Raw genomic sequence first — 17140 nt, 5'->3', positions numbered from 1 at the left:
AAAACAAAAGGCACTCGCGAGAGTGCCTTTTTCATTGCTACAGCATGTTTTGATCAAGCAAAACTGCTGAGGCTACCCTTCATTTTCTTCAGAGCTGCGCTTTCGATCTGCCGTATGCGCTCGGCAGAAACACCGTATTCATCAGCCAGCTCGTGCAGGGTAGAACCTGTACCGTCATCATTTTTCAACCAGCGTGATTCTATGATGTGACGTGAACGTGCATCCAGCTTGGACAAAGCCGATTCCAGGCCTTCGCTTTGCAGACGGTCATACTGACGTGTTTCCAGAACACGGGTAGGCTCGTCAGATTCCGTTTTCAGATAAGCGATAGGAGCAAATTTCTCATCGTCATCATCCGTCGGTGCATCCAGGGCAATATCATGACCGGACAAACGCATTTCCATTTCGATGACTTCTTCGCGTTTGACATCCAAAGTTGATGCCAGGGCATCAATTTGTTTTGGTGTCATCGCGTCCAGGCCTTCTTTATGGCTGCGCAGGTTAAAGAACAATTTGCGCTGGGCTTTGGTCGTTGCTACTTTGACCAAACGCCAGTTTTTCAAAATGTACTCATGCATTTCTGCCTTGATCCAGTGCATGGCATAAGATACCAGACGCACACCCTGGTCAGGGTCGAAACGTTTGACGGCTTTCATCAGGCCGATATTGCCTTCTTGAATCAAATCAGCGTGGGGCAACCCATAGCCGAGGTAACCACGGGCGATGGACACGACCAGACGCAGATGCGACATAACCAGTTGCTGCGCAGCAGCCAGGTCATTGTCATTGCGTAATTTGTTTGCAAAGTCTATCTCTTCCTGATGCGTGAGCATAGGCAGACGATTGACTGCAGAGATATAGGCATCAATATTACCCAGCGTACCGCTAAAGCCTAAGGCCAGAGCTGTGCTGTCAGTTGCAGGGATCAATTGTGTCGATGTAGTTGCCATTTTTCCTCCTTATTGCTGCCTTAAGAGTATCAATTACTCCTTTCGGCACTATCAAGTTCCTATATTAGCACTCTCTTGAGAAGAGTGCTAATACTCAGATTCTATGAACTTCATCAAATAAATCTATTGAAAAACAAGCACTCATTTACGGCATTTATTACAACATGTATATCGCTTAGATACGAGCCAGAGTGGAAAGTTGCAATCTTGTCGATGCAAATTGTAAGAGGCTGTTGCAAAATCAAGATGCTCAGATCAATTCCTTAGCCTCGGAAGCAAGCAGTGCTTTATAAGTACTGCCAACATCATGTAGACGAAACAGAGCCAGAATTATTTTGCAGGAGCATTAAAAAACTAACCGGCGCGTGCCAATTGCCGTCTTACTGAGAGATAAACGCCTACCAGTCCAAGCAGCATGCTAACAGCCAATAGGATGGCACTCTGTACGATACCCAACGGAGCCAGGTGAAATTCTGAAGCATATAATTTAGCAAATTCAGCAATAGCCTTGTTCAAAGGCTGCAGTGATGCAGCAATCAGGCCCAGTGCCAGACCACCTGCCAGCAAGCCCAGCAAGGCACCGGTATAGTAATAAGGCTTGTGGATGAAGCTATTGGTAGCACCCAACAGGCGCGATACGGAAATTTCTGCCCTGTGTGAAATAACTTGCAGGCGGGTGGCATTAAAGACTACGACAATCACGACCACGCCCAGCGTGGCAGCGAGGAATAACAATCCCAGTTGCATGATCTGCACCAATGCTGCCAGACGCTTGACCCAGGCAGAGTCAAGTTGCACGACATCTACATCCGGCATCTGCTTGATTTCTTCTACCAGTGCTTCTATCTTGCCAGCATCATTATTCGACATGGACAATATATAGGCGTCCGGCAGAGGGTTACCGCCCAGGGTGGATAAGACTTCTGCCAGATTGGATGACTGCTCAAGGCTGGCGAGTGCTTTGTCCTTGGGGATAAAGCTCAAGTTTGCCGTGATGTTTTTCTCTTTCAGCAATTTCTTCAAGGGTATCGACAAGGCGGTAGCAGTTGCTCTTGGTGTGTCCGGGCTGACGAAGATACTGATTTCTGGTTCTATCGACAGTTGAGAAGAGATGGGGCGTATATTTTCTATCAGGGTCAGGCCAGCGATGGGCAAGGCCAGTGCGATCGCCACTACCAGTACATTGAACAAAAAATTGCCAGGGCTGCCACGCAAATGGGCAAACGCACTCTTGATGGCAAACAAGTGCTGACGGAACCAGTTGGTCATGAATTCATCCTTATTATTCTGTCATGCAGGATCAGGCGGCGAGCGAGGATTTCCAGGTACTGACTACCTGGCCCTGGCTCAGATAAATCACACGGCTGGCCTGATCAAGAAATTGTTCATCATGGCTGGAGATAATGCAGGTGACACCCGCGCTCTGGAAAGCCTTGAGCGCACCCAATACCTTGTTGGCATTGTCACGATCGAGAAAGGCGGTGGGTTCATCGGCCAGGATGATCTGTGGCCGGTTGACGATGGCACGGGCAATCGCTACCCGTTGCTGTTCGCCCCCTGATAATGCCAGCGGCAGGGAATAAGCCTTGTCAGGCAAGCCAACTTTTTCCAGCGCAATGCGGGCGCGAGTCTCGGCTTCGCTATGAGAAGCACCGGTAACGATGATGGGTAACATGACATTGGCCAGCACATGACGGTCAGTCAACAGCTTTTGATCTTGCAAAATCAGACCCAGCTTGCGGCGCAAATAAGGCAGGCTGCTGGTTTTTAGTTTGCCTATGTCCTGGCCATTGACTTTGACCTTACCCGCTGTCGGCTTTTCTATACCGGCGATCATCTTCAGCAAAGTGGATTTGCCTGCGCCTGAGGGGCCCGCCAGGAAGATCAGTTCACCGGCGGCAATCGATAATGAAACATCTTTGAGCGCATAGACATCTTGCGAATATTGTTTGCTGACGTGTTCAAATTCAATCATGGTCGCGTATGGTCTTTTTTGAGTTTCATCATTGGCCAAAACTGCACTTGCGCCTGGTTACATTCACTGAGGGGATTCAACTGAGCACATTTAGCTGAATTAGCTCAACTAGCTGAGCAAGGCATCAACAAATTCCTGGGCATTAAATGGTTGCAAGTCTTCAATCTGTTCACCTATGCCTATGAAATACACAGGAACAGGGCGGTTCTTGGCAATTGCTGCCAGCACGCCACCTTTGGCAGTGCCATCGAGCTTGGTGATAACCAGGCCAGTCAATTGCAGTGCATCATCAAAGGCTTTGACCTGGGCCAGTGCATTCTGGCCGGTATTGCCGTCGATAATGAGCAAGACTTCTTGTGGCGCACCATCCATGCCTTTGGCGATGACGCGTTTGATCTTCTTGAGCTCTTCCATCAAATGCAACTGGGTAGGCAGGCGGCCAGCAGTGTCCACCATCACCACATCGGTACCACGGGCGCGGGCAGACGCGACTGCATCAAAAGCCACAGCGGCAGGGTCGCCAGATTCTTGCGAGATCACTGTGACATTATTTCGCTCACCCCAGATCGTCAATTGCTCACGTGCTGCTGCGCGGAAGGTGTCACCCGCTGCCAGCAAAACAGATTGCTGATGGGTTTGCATATGTTTCGCCAGTTTGCCTATGGTGGTGGTCTTGCCAGCGCCATTTACTCCAGTGATCATCATGACCAGCGGTTGATAGCGCCCCAGTTCCAGCGGTTTTTGCAAAGGCGTCAACATTTCCAGCAGCAAGACTTTGAGTGCGGCCTTGACTTGCTCGGCATCTGTCAGTTTTTCTTCCTTGACCTTTTTCTTTAATCCATCCAGCAGAAACTGGGTAGCTTCTACACCGGCATCCGAGGTCAGCAGGGCAGCTTCGAGTTCTTCATACAAATCATCATCAATGCGGGCACCGATGAAGAGGGTGGTAAGATTCGAGGAAGTTTTGGCCAGTCCGGCTTTCAGGCGGCTTAACCATGAGCGTTTTTGCTCGGGTTCCGGCGCTTGAGGGGCTACAACTTCTGCCAGTACTGGCGCTTGTGCTGGCGTAACTTCAGCCACAGGCGCAGTAACGACAGCGGGCGTAGCAACAACAGCGGGCGTAGCAACAGCAGGGCTGGCTGGCGCAGTGACAACTGTCACAACTGGCGCGGGCTCAGCCACAACAACTGGTGCCTCTTCTTTGGGCTTCTTTTTGAAAAAACTAAACATCGGGATATTTGGGAGTGCGGGCGGCAAATAAGCCAGCCCTGATATTGGAATGCTGCCATTTTAACAGACAGCGCAACGTAAACTGATTTAGCCGTAGCAAGCATGCAATGAAAACAAATAGTAAAAAAAAGACAGTAAAAACAACAGTAGTAAAACGTCAAAGCCATCAAGTCCGCATCATAGGCGGTGCCTGGAAGCGCAGCCTGCTCAGCGTAGTTGATGCTGAAGGCTTGCGCCCAACGCCAGACCGTGTCAGGGAAACCCTGTTCAACTGGCTGAACCACTTGCTGCACAGTAACTGGACCGGTGTGCATTGCCTGGACTTGTTCGCCGGTAGTGGTGCCCTGGGTTTTGAAGCCGCCAGCCGCGGCGCGGCGCAAGTCATCATGGTGGAAGCGCATACTCCGGCCTATAAGCAACTGGAGCAAGTCAAAGACAAATTGCAGGCCAGCCAATGCAAACTGCTCAGGGCAGATGCGCTCAAGGCAGTCGAAAGTATGGCAAACCAGCCACAAAAAATGGATGTGATCTTCCTTGATCCTCCATTTGAGCAAGATTGGCTGGGTCGTATCCTGCCAGCATGTGCGCAATTGCTGAGTCCTAAAGGCTGTATCTATGTCGAATCCGAGTTTTCCCTGGCTGAACCGGCAGGCGATGAAGCGGCTAATGAAAAATTAGCTAAATTATTAAGCGGATGGCAACTTATCCGCGCCGATAAAGCCGGTAGTGTGTACTTCCATATACTGCAACGCAACATTTTGCCGCATGAGGCGCACGAAAATCAGGCATAATGCCTGCTCAACTTGGTGCATATCCTTATGCAGATTGCGAAAAAAGGGAGTGAAGATGGTCACAGCCGTTTATCCGGGAACATTTGATCCGCTGACACGCGGTCATGAAGACTTGGTGCGTCGCGCATCCGGTCTTTTTGATACTTTGGTGGTGGGTGTGGCGGATAGCAAAAGCAAGAATCCATTTTTCTCCCTGGATGAACGCCTGGAAATTGCCAATGAAGTGCTGGGGCATTACCCGAATGTCAAAGTAGAGAGTTTCTCTGGCTTGCTGAAAGATTTCGTGCGCAAAAATGATGCACGCGTCATCGTGCGCGGTTTGCGTGCCGTGTCTGACTTTGAATATGAATTCCAGATGGCAGGCATGAACCGTTATCTGTTGCCAGACGTAGAAACCCTGTTCCTGACGCCTTCTGATCAATATCAATTTATTTCAGGCACAATAGTGCGTGAGATCGCCATGTTTGGTGGTGATGTATCAAAATTTGTGTTCCCTTCAGTAGATCGCTGGCTGAAGAAGAAGGTCGCATTGCTGGCCGAGAGCAAGTCTTAAAGCAAGTACTGAAGTATATTCAAGTAGTACATGAAAGTGAAGTGACAACATGGCCCTGATGATTACAGACGATTGCATTAATTGCGATGTCTGCGAACCCGAATGCCCTAACGACGCCATTTACATGGGGCCGGAAATTTATGAGATCGATCCGCATAAATGTACCGAATGCGTAGGACATTACACGGAGCCACAATGTCAGCAGATTTGCCCGGTCAGTTGCATCCCTTTTAATCCTGAGTGGCGCGAAACACCGGAGCAGTTGAATGCAAAGTACGAGCAATTGCAAGCAGGCAAAAAGCCTGCTTGAGATAAGCCCTGCCTAAAAACAACGTACCTGATTACGGCCGCCATTTTTTGCCTGATATAAGGCCCGGTCGGCACGCAACACCAGATCACGGGCGATGCTGCTGGCATCGTCGTAATTGGTATTTTCATCGATGGTCGTCAGGCCTATGGATATCGTGGCCTGGCAAGTGCCAGCTTCACTCAATACAAAATCCTGGCCAGCGATACTTTTGCGTATACGCTCCGCCACCTGTATCGCATCATGCAAATTGGTGTTGACCAGCACTACCACAAATTCTTCTCCACCAAAACGGCCCAGGGTATCACTGAGACGCAATTCATCCTTGATGCGTTTTGCGACTTCCTTCAACACATCGTCACCGCCCTGATGTCCGTAACGATCATTGATCTGCTTGAAGAAATCAATGTCCAGATACATGCAGGCGATGCTGTATCTTTGCCTGCGAGCGCGGGCAATTTCTTCCAGCATGCGCTGTTCTACATAACGGCGGTTGCTGACGTTGGTCAGGGGATCGGTCAGGCCTATATACGTCAGGCGCTCATTGTTGATGACGTTTTCCAGGCAGATCGCAATGATGGAGCCCAGGCGTTCAATAAAATCTGTCGCCATATTCGGCTGGAAGCGGTCGGCCTTGAAGCTGCCCAGGTTCAGGCAACCTATCAGGCGGCCTTGCCTGCGCATGGGGATAATGGCAATGCTTGCCGGTTTTTTATTGAAACTGCTGAAGTAAGATGAATAAGCCAGGCTCTGGTATAAACCCAGTTGTGGTTTGCGCAGGGCAGTCTCAGGCTGGCTGAGTTCAACTTCATGCCGCAAGAAAATCAGATGCGGGAATTCATTCAAATCGATTTTGAGGTCGCACAGCATCTGCTGTAAATCACCAAATTTGTCGAACAATACCAGAGACACGACATCCAGCTCCGAAGTGATTGCAAGAGCACTGAAAATATTCGTGATGAGTTCGCGAAAACTGTTGGCGCCGATGATCTTTAAATCAAAACTCTGGTGACGCGCCATGATGCTTTGATTGCGATGGGCGAGCTCAAGCAAGCTGTCGAGCCGGGCGCGCAGCGTCTGATTTTCATGCTGCAATTCCAGCAACGCAGATGGAACTTCATCTGGTTCTATGTCGGTAGACGCTGGCATCATGCTTTCCATGTTGGCCCGTATTTAAAATGCGATATTCATATTGATGGAATCACCAACGCGCAGTAGTTGCCCAATACCCTGTTCGACAATGATATTCATGCCAAAGGTGATGCCACCATCCACCAGAGGATTGGCCCGATAAGTCTGCAGGATATCCATCGGGTCAGGGCCAAATTTGCCGGTACTCTGGTCTATTGAAGGCATGGGGCAGCGCGGGCAGGGCTTCACCGGGCGCAGTTGTATCAGGCTGCCAATTTCAAAATTCTCGGCATAGTCTTCTTCATAAGCCTCGATGCCATCCAGCACGATATTCGGACGGAAGCGGTTCATGGGCAGCGCGCTGCGGCCCTGTTTTTCCAGTTTCTGATTGAGGTCGTCGAGAGAGGCAGACGCCGTCAGCAAGATAGGATAGCCATCGGAAAAGCGGGTTGCTACCAGTTTGTCGCCGGTCCATTTCTGGCTGGCATAACGCTGCGTCAGTGGTGTACTGCGTACCAGGTGGCAGGGCGTATCCAGCGCCTTGCTGAACCAGTCTGCCATGGTTTGACCGCAATCAAGTGCTGCGAAATTTTCTTCCCAGATGGTGACTGAGGTGGCGCTGGTATCTTCCTGCGTATCCAGAGAAAGCACGGGCATGCCGGGTGCGTGGATGTAAAGCCCGTCACTACGGATTTCTGGCCGTATCAAGGTCATTTTCGGGAATTCTCTTTGCGTTAAAAACTGCCCTTGCGGGTTAACCAGCATCCATTCCCTGTCATGTATGCCTTCAAAACTGAGGCCAGTTTCAGTCAAGGTTGCCGCATTCAGCGCGATACCTGCACAGGATTTGATGGGGTAAATGGACAGGGATAATATGCTGGGCATGGTCTTGACGCAAATAATTAAGCAGTGAAGTTATGTTTACTATTTTAATGGCTAAGCTCTATTCATGCTGATGTTTCAGGCATATTCCATGCCAGTTCATTCATCTATGATGTTCGGTAATCAAGCATTCCCCTGAAAAGCACGCCGGTAAGCCGAAGGGGAGATGCTGAATTCGCGCGCGAAGTAACGCCGCAGTAATAATCCTGTACCAAAACCGGTATCGGCAGCAATGTCATCAATCGCACGTTTGCTGGTTTCCAGCTGGCGCTGGGCTTGTGCCAGCCTTTGATTCAATAACCATTTACCCACGGTTGTGCCGGTTTGCTGCTGGAAGTGGCGGGTAAAGCTGCGCCTGCTCATCAGGGCTCTTTGTGCCAGTTGATCGAGCTGCTGCGGTTCGGCCAGGTGAGCCAGCATCCATTCCAGCACTTTGGACAGACGGTCATCGGTGGCCAGCACAGGCACGGGCTGTTCTATGTATTGCGCCTGGCCACCCTGCCTGTGCGGTGCTACCACCAGACGTCGTGCGACATGGGCCGCCACGTCGGCCCCATAAGTGCTGCGCAGTACATGCAGGCAGCAATCTATGCCCGCAGCGGTACCTGCTGAGGTGACAACGTCGCCGTGATCCACGTACAGCACATTCGGGTCCAGGCTGATGTGGGGGTAGCGTTCTGAAAAAGCCTTGCTCAAAGCCCAGTGCGTGGTGGCGCTACGGCTATCCAGCAAACCTGCTTCGGCCAGCACAAAGGCACCCAGGCACAAACCTATGATGCGCGCACCCCGTGCATGCGCCTGACGCAGTGTCTGGAGCAGGGCGGGCGGTGCCGGGCGCAAGTCATCATGCCAGGAGGGGATGACTACCATGTCTGCCTTGCCCAGCGCAGGCAAACCATGTCGCACATGGATGCCAAACCCCGCACTGGTGCGCACTTCAGCTTGCGCCTTGCCCGGCTGGGCCAGACAGACCTTGAGATCGAACAGGGGCATGTCCAGCCCGCCATGATGCTCGCCAAATACCATGCAAGGGACTGACAGGTGAAAGGGGCTGATGCCATCAAAGGCCAGCACGGCAATATTGATCTTGTTTTCAGGAATGGAAGCATGCATGGCCCGATTATATCGAATATTGGCAATCGGGTCACTTCTCTTCTGGCCCTGCATGGCTGAAAATACATCCCATGAACAGCGCTGCTGTTTTATTCAATTCACCTTGAATTTACCTAAAAAGGAAAATGCCATGACTGCCAGCAACCCTGTAAAACGCGCCCTGATCGTTATTGATGTACAAAATGAATATTTCACAGGGAATATGCAAATCAGCTACCCTGACCCGCAAGTATCCCTGCAAAACATAGGCAGGGCCATGGATGTGGCCAAGGTTGCGGGTATTCCTGTATTGGTGGTGCAGCATTCTGCGTCAGAAACTTCACCGATTTTTGCGCGTGGCTCCAAAACCTGGGAAATACATGAAGTGGTTGCCAGCCGCCACGCCGATCACCGCATAGAAAAAAACATGGCCAGTGTATTCACAGGGACAGATGTGGCTGCCTGGCTCAAAAAGAATGAGATCAATACCCTGAGCATAGTCGGCTACATGACACACAACTGCAATGCCAGCAGTATTCTGGAAGCAGCACACCTGGGTTATCAGGTCGAAATGCTGAGTGATGCCACAGGCTCACTGCCCTATGAAAATGCGGCCGGTTATGCAACGGCAGAAGAAATCCACCGTGCCTTCAGTGTGGTTTTTCATTCCAATTTTGCTGCCGTTGTCAGTACGGATAGCTGGGTCGCAGCAGTCAAGGCAGGCGAGTTGCTAAGCCCGGCCAATGTGTATAGTTCGCATATGGCTGGTCGCCAGCGCGCAGCGGCTTAAACTTAGAACTTCTGTTCCGAACTTCCGCTCGGAACTTCCCATCTTGTCGGACAAAGCCCGGATTGCATGGCAGCCGGGCTTTTATTTTTCGTGCAGACTTTGCAGAATGAGGTTTCTGAAAAAAGCATTGACTTCTAAAAATGGTACCGCTACCATATTCGATAGTAATAATCATCAGTATTCAAGCGTTTTCACAAGAGCCGCGGCAACGCAAAATTAATAAGGGGTATGAGATGCATGGTTTAAGAATATGGCTGGGCAGTGCAGTCTGCTACGCCGTACTTGCAGTATTGAGTAACATAGTGTCCAGCGACACTGCATTTGCGCAAACCAGGCCCGCTGCTCCCGCTGAGACACAAACCGCTTCGCCAGCGCTGCTACAAAATATCTATGGTCGTCCTCATATCAGCCTCAACGGGCGCTGGAATTACATCATTGATCCATACGAGATGGGTTATTACGACTACCGCCGCATGCCATTTGATGAGTCAGTCACGGGTAAAGGTGGCTTTTATGATGGCCGTGCGCCCAAGGATAAAAACGACTGGGTCGAATACAATTTTGACCTGTCGCCAACAATGAAAATACCGGGTGACTGGAATTCGCAGGCAGAGAAACTGCAGTTGTATGAAGGCACGATCTGGCTGCGCCAGGTATTTGATGCCGAGCCCAAAGCGGGCAAGAATTACTTTCTCTACTTTGGCGCGGTCAATTATGAGGCGCATGTCTATCTGAACGGTAAAAAACTGGGCAGCCATAAAGGCGGCTTCACGCCATTCCAGTTTGATGTGACAGGCAAGCTCAACAGGGGCAAGAATTTCGTCATCGTCAAGGCCGATAACACAAGGCACCAGCATGAAATACCGACAGTCAATACAGACTGGTGGAATTACGGCGGCATCACCCGCGATGTCTTGCTGGCAGAGCTGCCAGCCACTTATATCAATGATTATAAAATCCAGCTCGCCAGAGGCAATCTCAAGCGCATAGAAGGTTTTGTGCAACTGTCAGGCGTGCGCAAGCCGGAAGATATCAAGATCAATATTGCCGAAGCGGGCATCAGCACTACCGTAAAGACTGACGCGAATGGACGTGCCGCCATCAGCATCCCGGTAGAAAAAATGACCTATTGGTCGCCAGAAAATCCCAAGCTGTACAAAGTGGATATTGCCGCTGCCGGTGATACCGTCAGCGACCGCATAGGTTTTCGCACAATAGAAACACGGGGGCAGGACATACTGTTGAATGGTAAATCCATATTCTTGCGCGGCATTTCCCTGCATGATGAAAATCCCCTCATCGTCGGACGCCTGCGCGGCCAGGCAGATATGCGCATGATGCTGCAATGGGCCAAGGAACTGAACTCCAATTACGTGCGCCTGGCACATTACCCACACAGTGAAGAAATGCTGCGCCTGGCAGATGAAATGGGTTTGCTGGTCTGGGCAGAAGTACCGGTGTACTGGACTATCTCCTGGACTAATCCCGATACCTACCAGAACGCCAGCCAGCAACTGACAGACCTGATGCTCAGGGATAAAAACCGCGCCAGCGTGATTATCTGGTCGATAGGTAATGAGACGCCGGTCAGCGATGCTCGCAATGTATTCATGGGCAAACTGGCGACTACGGCGCGCATCAATGATGATACCCGTCTGGTTGCTGCTGCGCTGGAAGTGCATCGCGAAGGACATGAAGTGATAGTCGAAGATCCGCTGGCCGACAAACTCGATCTGGTCAGCTTCAATGAGTATGCCGGCTGGTACTGGAGTAATACCAAAGAGATGCTGGATTACCGCTTCAAGATCAAATACAACAAGCCGGTAGTCATTACAGAATTTGGCGCTGATGCTCTCGGTGGTTATCATGCAGATGCTGATACACGCTGGAGTGAAGAGTATCAGGAACTGCTGTACCAGAACCAGTTCAAGATGCTGACCGCCATGCCAGGGCTGCGCGGCATGACGCCATGGATACTGGTGGATTTCCGCTCACCACGCCGCCAGCATCCTTACTTCCAGGACTTCTGGAACCGCAAGGGACTGATCTCTGACAGCGGTAAAAAGAAGAAGGCATTTTTCACCTTGAAAAACTTCTATGACGATGTGCAAAAGAAGTATCAATAAAAAAATGGCAAAACACGATATGCATGGCAACAAATCCACAGTGCTGACAGTCTTGTTTGCTGCCCTGATCCTGACGGCAAATGCGTCAGCACAAGACAGGCAGATAGAGCAAAAAGTTGATGCGTTGCTAAAGCAGATGACGCTGGAAGAAAAGGTCGGTCAGTTGCACCAGCTATCTGGACGTGACCTGACTGGTCCTGCCAATAACAAAAATACCAATATCCTGGCAGAAATCCGCAAGGGAAAAATAGGTTCCATGCTGAACGTAAAAGGCGTGGCAGAAACCCGTGAAGTGCAGGCAGCCGCCTTGCAATCAAGACTGAAAATACCTCTGCTGTTAAGCCTTGATGTGATCCATGGTTACAAGACTATCTTCCCCATCCCTCTGGCTGAGGCCGCCTCCTGGGATTTGCCAGCGATAGAGCAATCTGCCCATATCGCCGCCAAGGAAGCGGCAGCGTCCGGCATACACTGGACCTTTGCACCCATGGTGGATATCAGCCGTGATCCGCGCTGGGGCAGGGTGATGGAGGGTGCGGGCGAAGACACTTATCTTGGCAGCCAGATTGCCAAAGCACGGGTACTTGGTTTTCAAGGAAGAAAACTGGGCGGCACCGATGCCATCATGGCCACCGCCAAGCATTTCGCAGCCTATGGCGCAGCGATAGCCGGGCGTGATTACAATGCCGTAGACATGAGCGAGCATCAACTGTGGGAAACCTATTTGCCGCCATTCAAGGCAGCGGTAGATGCAGGTGTGGCCACTTTCATGAATTCTTTCAATACCCTGAATGGCATCCCTGCAACCGGCAGTAGTTATTTGCAGCGCGACATACTCAAAGGCGCATGGAAGTACCAGGGCTTTGTTGTCAGCGACTGGGCATCAATTGCAGAAATGGTCAAACATGGCTATGCGGCAGATATCCCTGATGCTGCGCAAAAAGCGATAAACGCAGGCAGCGACATGGACATGGAAGGCTTTGCCTATTCCAGCTCGCTGGTGCAACTGGTCAAAAGCGGTAAAGTAAAAACAGCTTTGCTCGATGATGCGGTAAAACGTATTCTGTACAAGAAATTTGAACTGGGTTTGTTTGATGATCCTTATCGTTTTTCTGATGCAAAGCGCGAACAGGAAGTATTGAACGACCCCAGCCATAGACTTATTGCACGCGATATCGCCCGCAAATCCCTGGTGCTGCTCAAGAACGACAAGCAAACCTTGCCGCTGAATAAAGCTGCGAAGTCCATCGCCGTGATAGGCCCATTGGCGGATGCGCACCGTGACCTGGAAGGTGGCTGGATCGTTAAATCAGATGCGGGGCAGGTCGCCAGTTTGCTGGATGGCATACGCAGCCATGTGACTAAAGACACTGAAGTAATTTTCGCGTCAGGCTGTGATGTCGCCTGCACTAAAACCGATGGCTTTTCCGCAGCACTGGCGGCAGCAGACAAGGCCGATACTGTCTTGCTGGTGCTGGGCGAAAGCTGGGACATGAGTGGTGAAGCAAAATCACGTACTGACCTGGGCTTGCCGGGTTTGCAGACGCAATTATTTGAGGCATTGCAAGCGAAGGGCAAGCCAGTCACGGTTGTGATCATGGCAGGGCGGCCATTGGTTTTTAATGCGGTAGCTGATCAGGCCTCTGCCATTTTATATACATGGTTTGCTGGCAGTGAAGGTGGCAATGCGATTGCTGATGTGCTGTTTGGTGATTACAGTCCTTCAGGTAAATTGCCCATGACTTTCCCGCGCAACGTCGGCCAGATCCCCATTTCATATGAGCAGTATGAAACCGGGCGGCCAGTGCAGGACGTGAAAAATGTTGTCTATAAATCTGCCTATATCGATGCACCGAATACCCCGCGTTACGCATTCGGACATGGTTTGAGTTATACCGATTTCAGCTATAGCAATCTGAGCTTAAGCACTACCAGCATGCAGCCCGGTTCTACCGTGACGGTCTCGTTTGATTTGCGCAATACTGGCAAGCGGGATGGCGAAGAAGTGGTGCAATTGTATTTACGTGATCCGGTCGCCTCAATAGTGCGCCCTGTCAAGCAACTGAAAGGCTTCCAGAAAATCAAGCTGGCGGCGGGTGAACAAAAGCGTGTGGCTTTCAGCATAGACCAGGCCATGCTGTCGTTTTATGACAGTAAATTGAAATGGATCGCAGAGCCAGGCAAATTCATTATCATGCTGGGCAGTGCATCCGACGATATCCGCCTCAGTGACGAACTGCAGCTTTTGGACAAACCGAAGTAAGATTGGCAACAGGATTGCCAGCAACGGCGTTGCCCTTGGCAAATGGCTATGGGCGAATTTGCAATGCTATAATTTATGGATGAAAAACAAGCCATCCTCTAAAGCGACAGCCAAGCCTGATATTGCAACTGAAGCACTCGCAGCCGACGTGCTTGCGCCTGATCCTGTGCGCCGCAGCCGTCGCTCCAGCGGTGGCTTTACTTTGCGCGACGTGGCAAAACTTGCCAATGTCGCGCCTATCACTGCATCGCGGGCATTGAATACCCCCGATGCAGTGTCGCCAGCCATACTGGCAAGGGTACGTGAGGCGGTAGAGCGCACTGGCTATGTGCCTAATTTGTTGGCGGGCGGCCTGGCCTCAAAAAAAAGCCGCCTGGTGGCTGCGGTGGTGCCTACCATCACTGGTTCGGTATTTTTAGAGATGGTGCAGTCCTTGACCAAGTCATTGGCAGACGAGGGCTATCAATTGATGCTGGGTCAGGCGGGCTATGAAAATTCGCGTGAAGATGCCTTGCTGGAAGCTATCATAGGGCGTCGTCCAGACGGCGTTGTTCTGACCGGCATCATGCGCTCGGAACTTGGTCGTAAACGTTTGCACGCCAGTGGCATTCCGGTAGTCGAAACCTGGGACCTGACACCTACCCCTATCGATATGCTGGTCGGATTTTCACATGAAAAAATCGGTGAGGCAGTGGCCAGATATCTGCATGGTCGCGGACGCAAGCGCGTAGCCACCATCAGCGCCAATGATGAGCGCGCGGTACGCCGTAACAAGGCATTTTCCGATGCAGCTTTGGCCCTGGGCATGGGGCCAGCAAGCGCGACTGAAGTTGCGACCTGCATAGTCAAAGCGCCGACCACCCTGGGCAGTGGCCGCAGTGGCCTGCGCAGCTTGCTGGAGAATGATCCTGCCATTGATGCCATCTTTTGCAGCTCAGACATGATGGCTCAGGGTGTCATCATAGAAGCACAGGCAATGGGTATAGCAGTGCCAGCAAAGCTGGCGGTGATAGGTCTGGGCGACCAGGAGTTTTCAAAAGACCTCAATCCCTCACTGACCAGTGTACGCATAGACGGCACCACCATAGGCAGCCTGGCAGCACGCTTCATTATTGATCGTGTTGATGGCAATCCTGTGACAGACAAAGTCAAGGACATAGGTTTTTCTATCGTCGAACGTGACAGTGCCTGATGTTGAATTTTTATTCTTGAGCGTCTTCAGTTTATCTGACCAGGCCTGGTTAGCTATCTCTTCTGCCTTGATCTCGCTGCTGCATTAGTGTCATACGCATTGCTTTGCACATTTCGTTGTATTTGCGTCGTTGATTGCACTGCTAATCAACGCGATTTAACACGGTTTTTCAATCCCCTGCAATTTGCTCAAGAAATTGATTGACTTCCAAAAAAGGTACCGCTACCATTAATTCATTATTTGGTAGCGGTACCATTAGGTGGGCAGGAATGAACTTGGCTAGCTTTGCCCGTCTTGCATCAGCTTGCTCATTATTGCGATGCACAAATGGTCTAGACCACCAGTAAAGCTTCTGAAGAAATAATCCAGAACAAATTTATATAAAAACTATCCCTATTTTTTATGCAGACACCAGTGTTTTCCAATGTTAGCAACCCACGTCCTCAAGTACATGTCACGCCTGTAGTGACTCGGTTGCAAGTGATACCTGTAGCTGGTTATGACAGCATGCTGCTCAATCTGAGTGGTGCGCATAGCCCTTACTTCACCCGCAACATCGTGATCCTGACGGACAGTGCGGGCAATCAGGGCGTGGGTGAGGTACCTGGCGGCAGTGAAATTGAAAAAACCTTGAAAGATGCGCGTCCTTTCATCATCGGACAGCCTGTAGGCGCATTCAATAGCATACTCAATCAAGTCCGCACGGTATTTGCCCAGCGCGATGTCAATGGACGTGGACATCAGACTTTTGACTTGCGCATCACCGTGCATGCAGTCACTGCGCTGGAATCAGCCTTGCTGGATTTGCTGGGCAAATTTCTGGGTGTGCCAGTCGCAGCCTTGCTCGGCGAAGGTCAGCAGCGTAGCCAGGTCGCCATGCTTGGTTACCTGTTCTACATCGGCAACCGTCACGATACCAATCTGCCATATCCTGATCCTGGTACTGTAGCCGGGCCAGATGATGACTGGGCACGCCTGCGCTGCCAGCCCGCACTTGATACCAAGGCTGTGCTTGCATTGGCAAAAGCCGCGCATCAGCGCTATGGTTTTCGCGACTTTAAACTCAAGGGTGGCGTATTACGTGGCGAAGAAGAAATAGAAACCGTCACTGCTCTCGCTGAAGCATTTCCTGATGCACGTATTACCCTCGACCCCAATGGCGCATGGTCCTTGAAAGATGCCATACGCCTGTGCCGTGACCGTGCCGACGTGCTGGCCTATGCCGAAGACCCTTGTGGCGCAGAAGATGGCTTTTCAGGCCGCGAAGTGATGGCAGAATTTCGCCGCGAAACTGGCTTGCCGACAGCCACCAATATGGTCGCAACAGACTGGCGCGAGTTGGGACATGCCGTGCAGTTGAGGGCAGTTGATATCCCCCTGGCTGACCCGCATTTCTGGACCATGCAAGGCTCCGTCCGTGTCGCGCAAATGTGCAAGGAGTGGGGGCTGACCTGGGGTTCGCATTCAAATAATCACTTTGATATTTCGCTGGCGATGTTTACCCATGTGGCAGCCGCTGCGCCGGGAAAAATTACCGCTATCGATACACACTGGATATGGCAAGACGGCCAGCGCCTGACTCATGCACCGCTGACTATCTGCAATGGCATGGTCGATGTACCTGACAAGCCTGGCCTTGGTGTCGAGCTGGACATGACAGCGGTAGAAGCAGCACATCAGCTATATCTGAAAATGGGATTAGGTGCACGGGATGACGCCGTTGCCATGCAGTTTTTGATTCCAGGATGGACCTTCGATAACAAGAAACCTTGCCTGGTACGTTAGTCTTAACAAACAGAGTAAGCGCAATAAGCAGTGCCGTAGTAATAAAAATATTATAAAAATCATTAAACCGTAA

15 protein-coding genes are annotated in these 17140 nt (G+C 51.0%); 8 read left to right on the top strand and 7 right to left on the bottom strand.

Features of this window, described 5'->3' with window-relative positions:
• Nucleotides 1-53: 53 nt before the first annotated feature.
• From rpoH to ftsY, 4 genes are all read right to left on the bottom strand, one after another.
• Nucleotides 54-950, bottom strand: a complete 897-nt coding sequence (gene rpoH / locus ACO0LD_RS07665; RefSeq protein WP_422950255.1) for an RNA polymerase sigma factor RpoH — start codon at nt 948-950, stop codon at nt 54-56.
• A 354-nt stretch (nt 951-1304) separates the two neighbouring features.
• Nucleotides 1305-2219, bottom strand: a complete 915-nt coding sequence (locus ACO0LD_RS07660) for a cell division protein FtsX (RefSeq protein WP_423005349.1) — start codon at nt 2217-2219, stop codon at nt 1305-1307.
• 31 nt (nt 2220-2250) lie between these two features.
• Nucleotides 2251-2925 (bottom strand): cell division ATP-binding protein FtsE, encoded by a 675-nt coding sequence (locus ACO0LD_RS07655; RefSeq protein ID WP_423005347.1) that lies wholly within the window; start codon nt 2923-2925, stop codon nt 2251-2253.
• Between the two features lie 108 nt (nt 2926-3033).
• Entirely contained in the window at nt 3034-4155 is a 1122-nt protein-coding gene (gene ftsY / locus ACO0LD_RS07650) for a signal recognition particle-docking protein FtsY (protein WP_423005345.1), read from the bottom strand.
• Between the two features lie 107 nt (nt 4156-4262).
• Between ftsY and rsmD the strand changes: the two genes are divergently transcribed.
• From rsmD to ACO0LD_RS07635, 3 genes are read left to right on the top strand one after another with little or no spacing between them, the layout of a single operon-like run.
• Nucleotides 4263-4946, top strand: a complete 684-nt coding sequence (gene rsmD, locus ACO0LD_RS07645) for a 16S rRNA (guanine(966)-N(2))-methyltransferase RsmD (protein ID WP_423005343.1) — start codon at nt 4263-4265, stop codon at nt 4944-4946.
• A gap of 55 nt (nt 4947-5001) precedes the next feature.
• The gene (gene coaD, locus ACO0LD_RS07640) at nt 5002-5499 is read left to right on the top strand and encodes a pantetheine-phosphate adenylyltransferase (protein ID WP_422950259.1); all 498 of its coding nucleotides are present in this window, start codon (nt 5002-5004) and stop codon (nt 5497-5499) included.
• A 49-nt stretch (nt 5500-5548) separates the two neighbouring features.
• Nucleotides 5549-5809, top strand: coding sequence for a YfhL family 4Fe-4S dicluster ferredoxin (locus ACO0LD_RS07635; RefSeq protein ID WP_423005341.1), 261 nt, complete (start codon nt 5549-5551; stop codon nt 5807-5809).
• Between the two features lie 12 nt (nt 5810-5821).
• On the opposite strand, the gene ACO0LD_RS07630 is transcribed toward ACO0LD_RS07635, so the two are convergent.
• From ACO0LD_RS07630 to ACO0LD_RS07620, 3 genes are all read right to left on the bottom strand, one after another.
• Nucleotides 5822-6958: a DUF484 family protein gene (locus ACO0LD_RS07630; RefSeq protein WP_423005339.1), complete on the bottom strand. Its 1137-nt coding sequence runs from the start codon at nt 6956-6958 to the stop codon at nt 5822-5824.
• A gap of 21 nt (nt 6959-6979) precedes the next feature.
• The gene (locus ACO0LD_RS07625) at nt 6980-7822 is read right to left on the bottom strand and encodes an MOSC domain-containing protein (protein ID WP_423005337.1); all 843 of its coding nucleotides are present in this window, start codon (nt 7820-7822) and stop codon (nt 6980-6982) included.
• Between the two features lie 120 nt (nt 7823-7942).
• Complete coding sequence (locus ACO0LD_RS07620) at nt 7943-8932, bottom strand: GlxA family transcriptional regulator (protein ID WP_423005335.1); 990 nt, start codon at nt 8930-8932, stop codon at nt 7943-7945.
• Between the two features lie 130 nt (nt 8933-9062).
• Between ACO0LD_RS07620 and ACO0LD_RS07615 the strand changes: the two genes are divergently transcribed.
• From ACO0LD_RS07615 to ACO0LD_RS07595, 5 genes are all read left to right on the top strand, one after another.
• Nucleotides 9063-9701, top strand: coding sequence for a cysteine hydrolase family protein (locus ACO0LD_RS07615; RefSeq protein ID WP_423005333.1), 639 nt, complete (start codon nt 9063-9065; stop codon nt 9699-9701).
• A gap of 233 nt (nt 9702-9934) precedes the next feature.
• Nucleotides 9935-11827 (top strand): glycoside hydrolase family 2 protein, encoded by a 1893-nt coding sequence (locus ACO0LD_RS07610; RefSeq protein ID WP_423005331.1) that lies wholly within the window; start codon nt 9935-9937, stop codon nt 11825-11827.
• A 4-nt stretch (nt 11828-11831) separates the two neighbouring features.
• Nucleotides 11832-14090, top strand: coding sequence for a beta-glucosidase BglX (gene bglX, locus ACO0LD_RS07605; protein WP_423005329.1), 2259 nt, complete (start codon nt 11832-11834; stop codon nt 14088-14090).
• Between the two features lie 79 nt (nt 14091-14169).
• Nucleotides 14170-15282, top strand: a complete 1113-nt coding sequence (locus ACO0LD_RS07600) for a LacI family DNA-binding transcriptional regulator (RefSeq protein WP_423005327.1) — start codon at nt 14170-14172, stop codon at nt 15280-15282.
• A 402-nt stretch (nt 15283-15684) separates the two neighbouring features.
• Nucleotides 15685-17067, top strand: a complete 1383-nt coding sequence (locus tag ACO0LD_RS07595; protein ID WP_423005325.1) for an enolase C-terminal domain-like protein — start codon at nt 15685-15687, stop codon at nt 17065-17067.
• The last annotated feature ends 73 nt before the right edge of the window (nt 17068-17140 follow it).

This window comes from Undibacterium sp. Ji83W, assembly GCF_049340385.1.
Taxonomy (GTDB): domain Bacteria; phylum Pseudomonadota; class Gammaproteobacteria; order Burkholderiales; family Burkholderiaceae_D; genus Undibacterium.
This window is presented reverse-complemented; position numbering and strand designations above follow the sequence as displayed.

Bases quoted from the DNA above. Each gene is read 5' to 3' on its own strand.
- rpoH (WP_422950255.1), bottom strand. From the start codon at position 950: ATGGCAACTACATCGACACAATTGATCCCTGCAACTGACAGCACAGCT.
- ACO0LD_RS07660 (WP_423005349.1), bottom strand. From the start codon at position 2,219: ATGACCAACTGGTTCCGTCAGCACTTGTTTGCCATCAAGAGTGCGTTT.
- ACO0LD_RS07655 (WP_423005347.1), bottom strand. From the start codon at position 2,925: ATGATTGAATTTGAACACGTCAGCAAACAATATTCGCAAGATGTCTAT.
- ftsY (WP_423005345.1), bottom strand. From the start codon at position 4,155: ATGTTTAGTTTTTTCAAAAAGAAGCCCAAAGAAGAGGCACCAGTTGTT.
- rsmD (WP_423005343.1), top strand. From the start codon at position 4,263: ATGAAAACAAATAGTAAAAAAAAGACAGTAAAAACAACAGTAGTAAAA.
- coaD (WP_422950259.1), top strand. From the start codon at position 5,002: ATGGTCACAGCCGTTTATCCGGGAACATTTGATCCGCTGACACGCGGT.
- ACO0LD_RS07635 (WP_423005341.1), top strand. From the start codon at position 5,549: ATGGCCCTGATGATTACAGACGATTGCATTAATTGCGATGTCTGCGAA.
- ACO0LD_RS07630 (WP_423005339.1), bottom strand. From the start codon at position 6,958: ATGATGCCAGCGTCTACCGACATAGAACCAGATGAAGTTCCATCTGCG.
- ACO0LD_RS07625 (WP_423005337.1), bottom strand. From the start codon at position 7,822: ATGCCCAGCATATTATCCCTGTCCATTTACCCCATCAAATCCTGTGCA.
- ACO0LD_RS07620 (WP_423005335.1), bottom strand. From the start codon at position 8,932: ATGCATGCTTCCATTCCTGAAAACAAGATCAATATTGCCGTGCTGGCC.
- ACO0LD_RS07615 (WP_423005333.1), top strand. From the start codon at position 9,063: ATGACTGCCAGCAACCCTGTAAAACGCGCCCTGATCGTTATTGATGTA.
- ACO0LD_RS07610 (WP_423005331.1), top strand. From the start codon at position 9,935: ATGCATGGTTTAAGAATATGGCTGGGCAGTGCAGTCTGCTACGCCGTA.
- bglX (WP_423005329.1), top strand. From the start codon at position 11,832: ATGGCAAAACACGATATGCATGGCAACAAATCCACAGTGCTGACAGTC.
- ACO0LD_RS07600 (WP_423005327.1), top strand. From the start codon at position 14,170: ATGAAAAACAAGCCATCCTCTAAAGCGACAGCCAAGCCTGATATTGCA.
- ACO0LD_RS07595 (WP_423005325.1), top strand. From the start codon at position 15,685: ATGCAGACACCAGTGTTTTCCAATGTTAGCAACCCACGTCCTCAAGTA.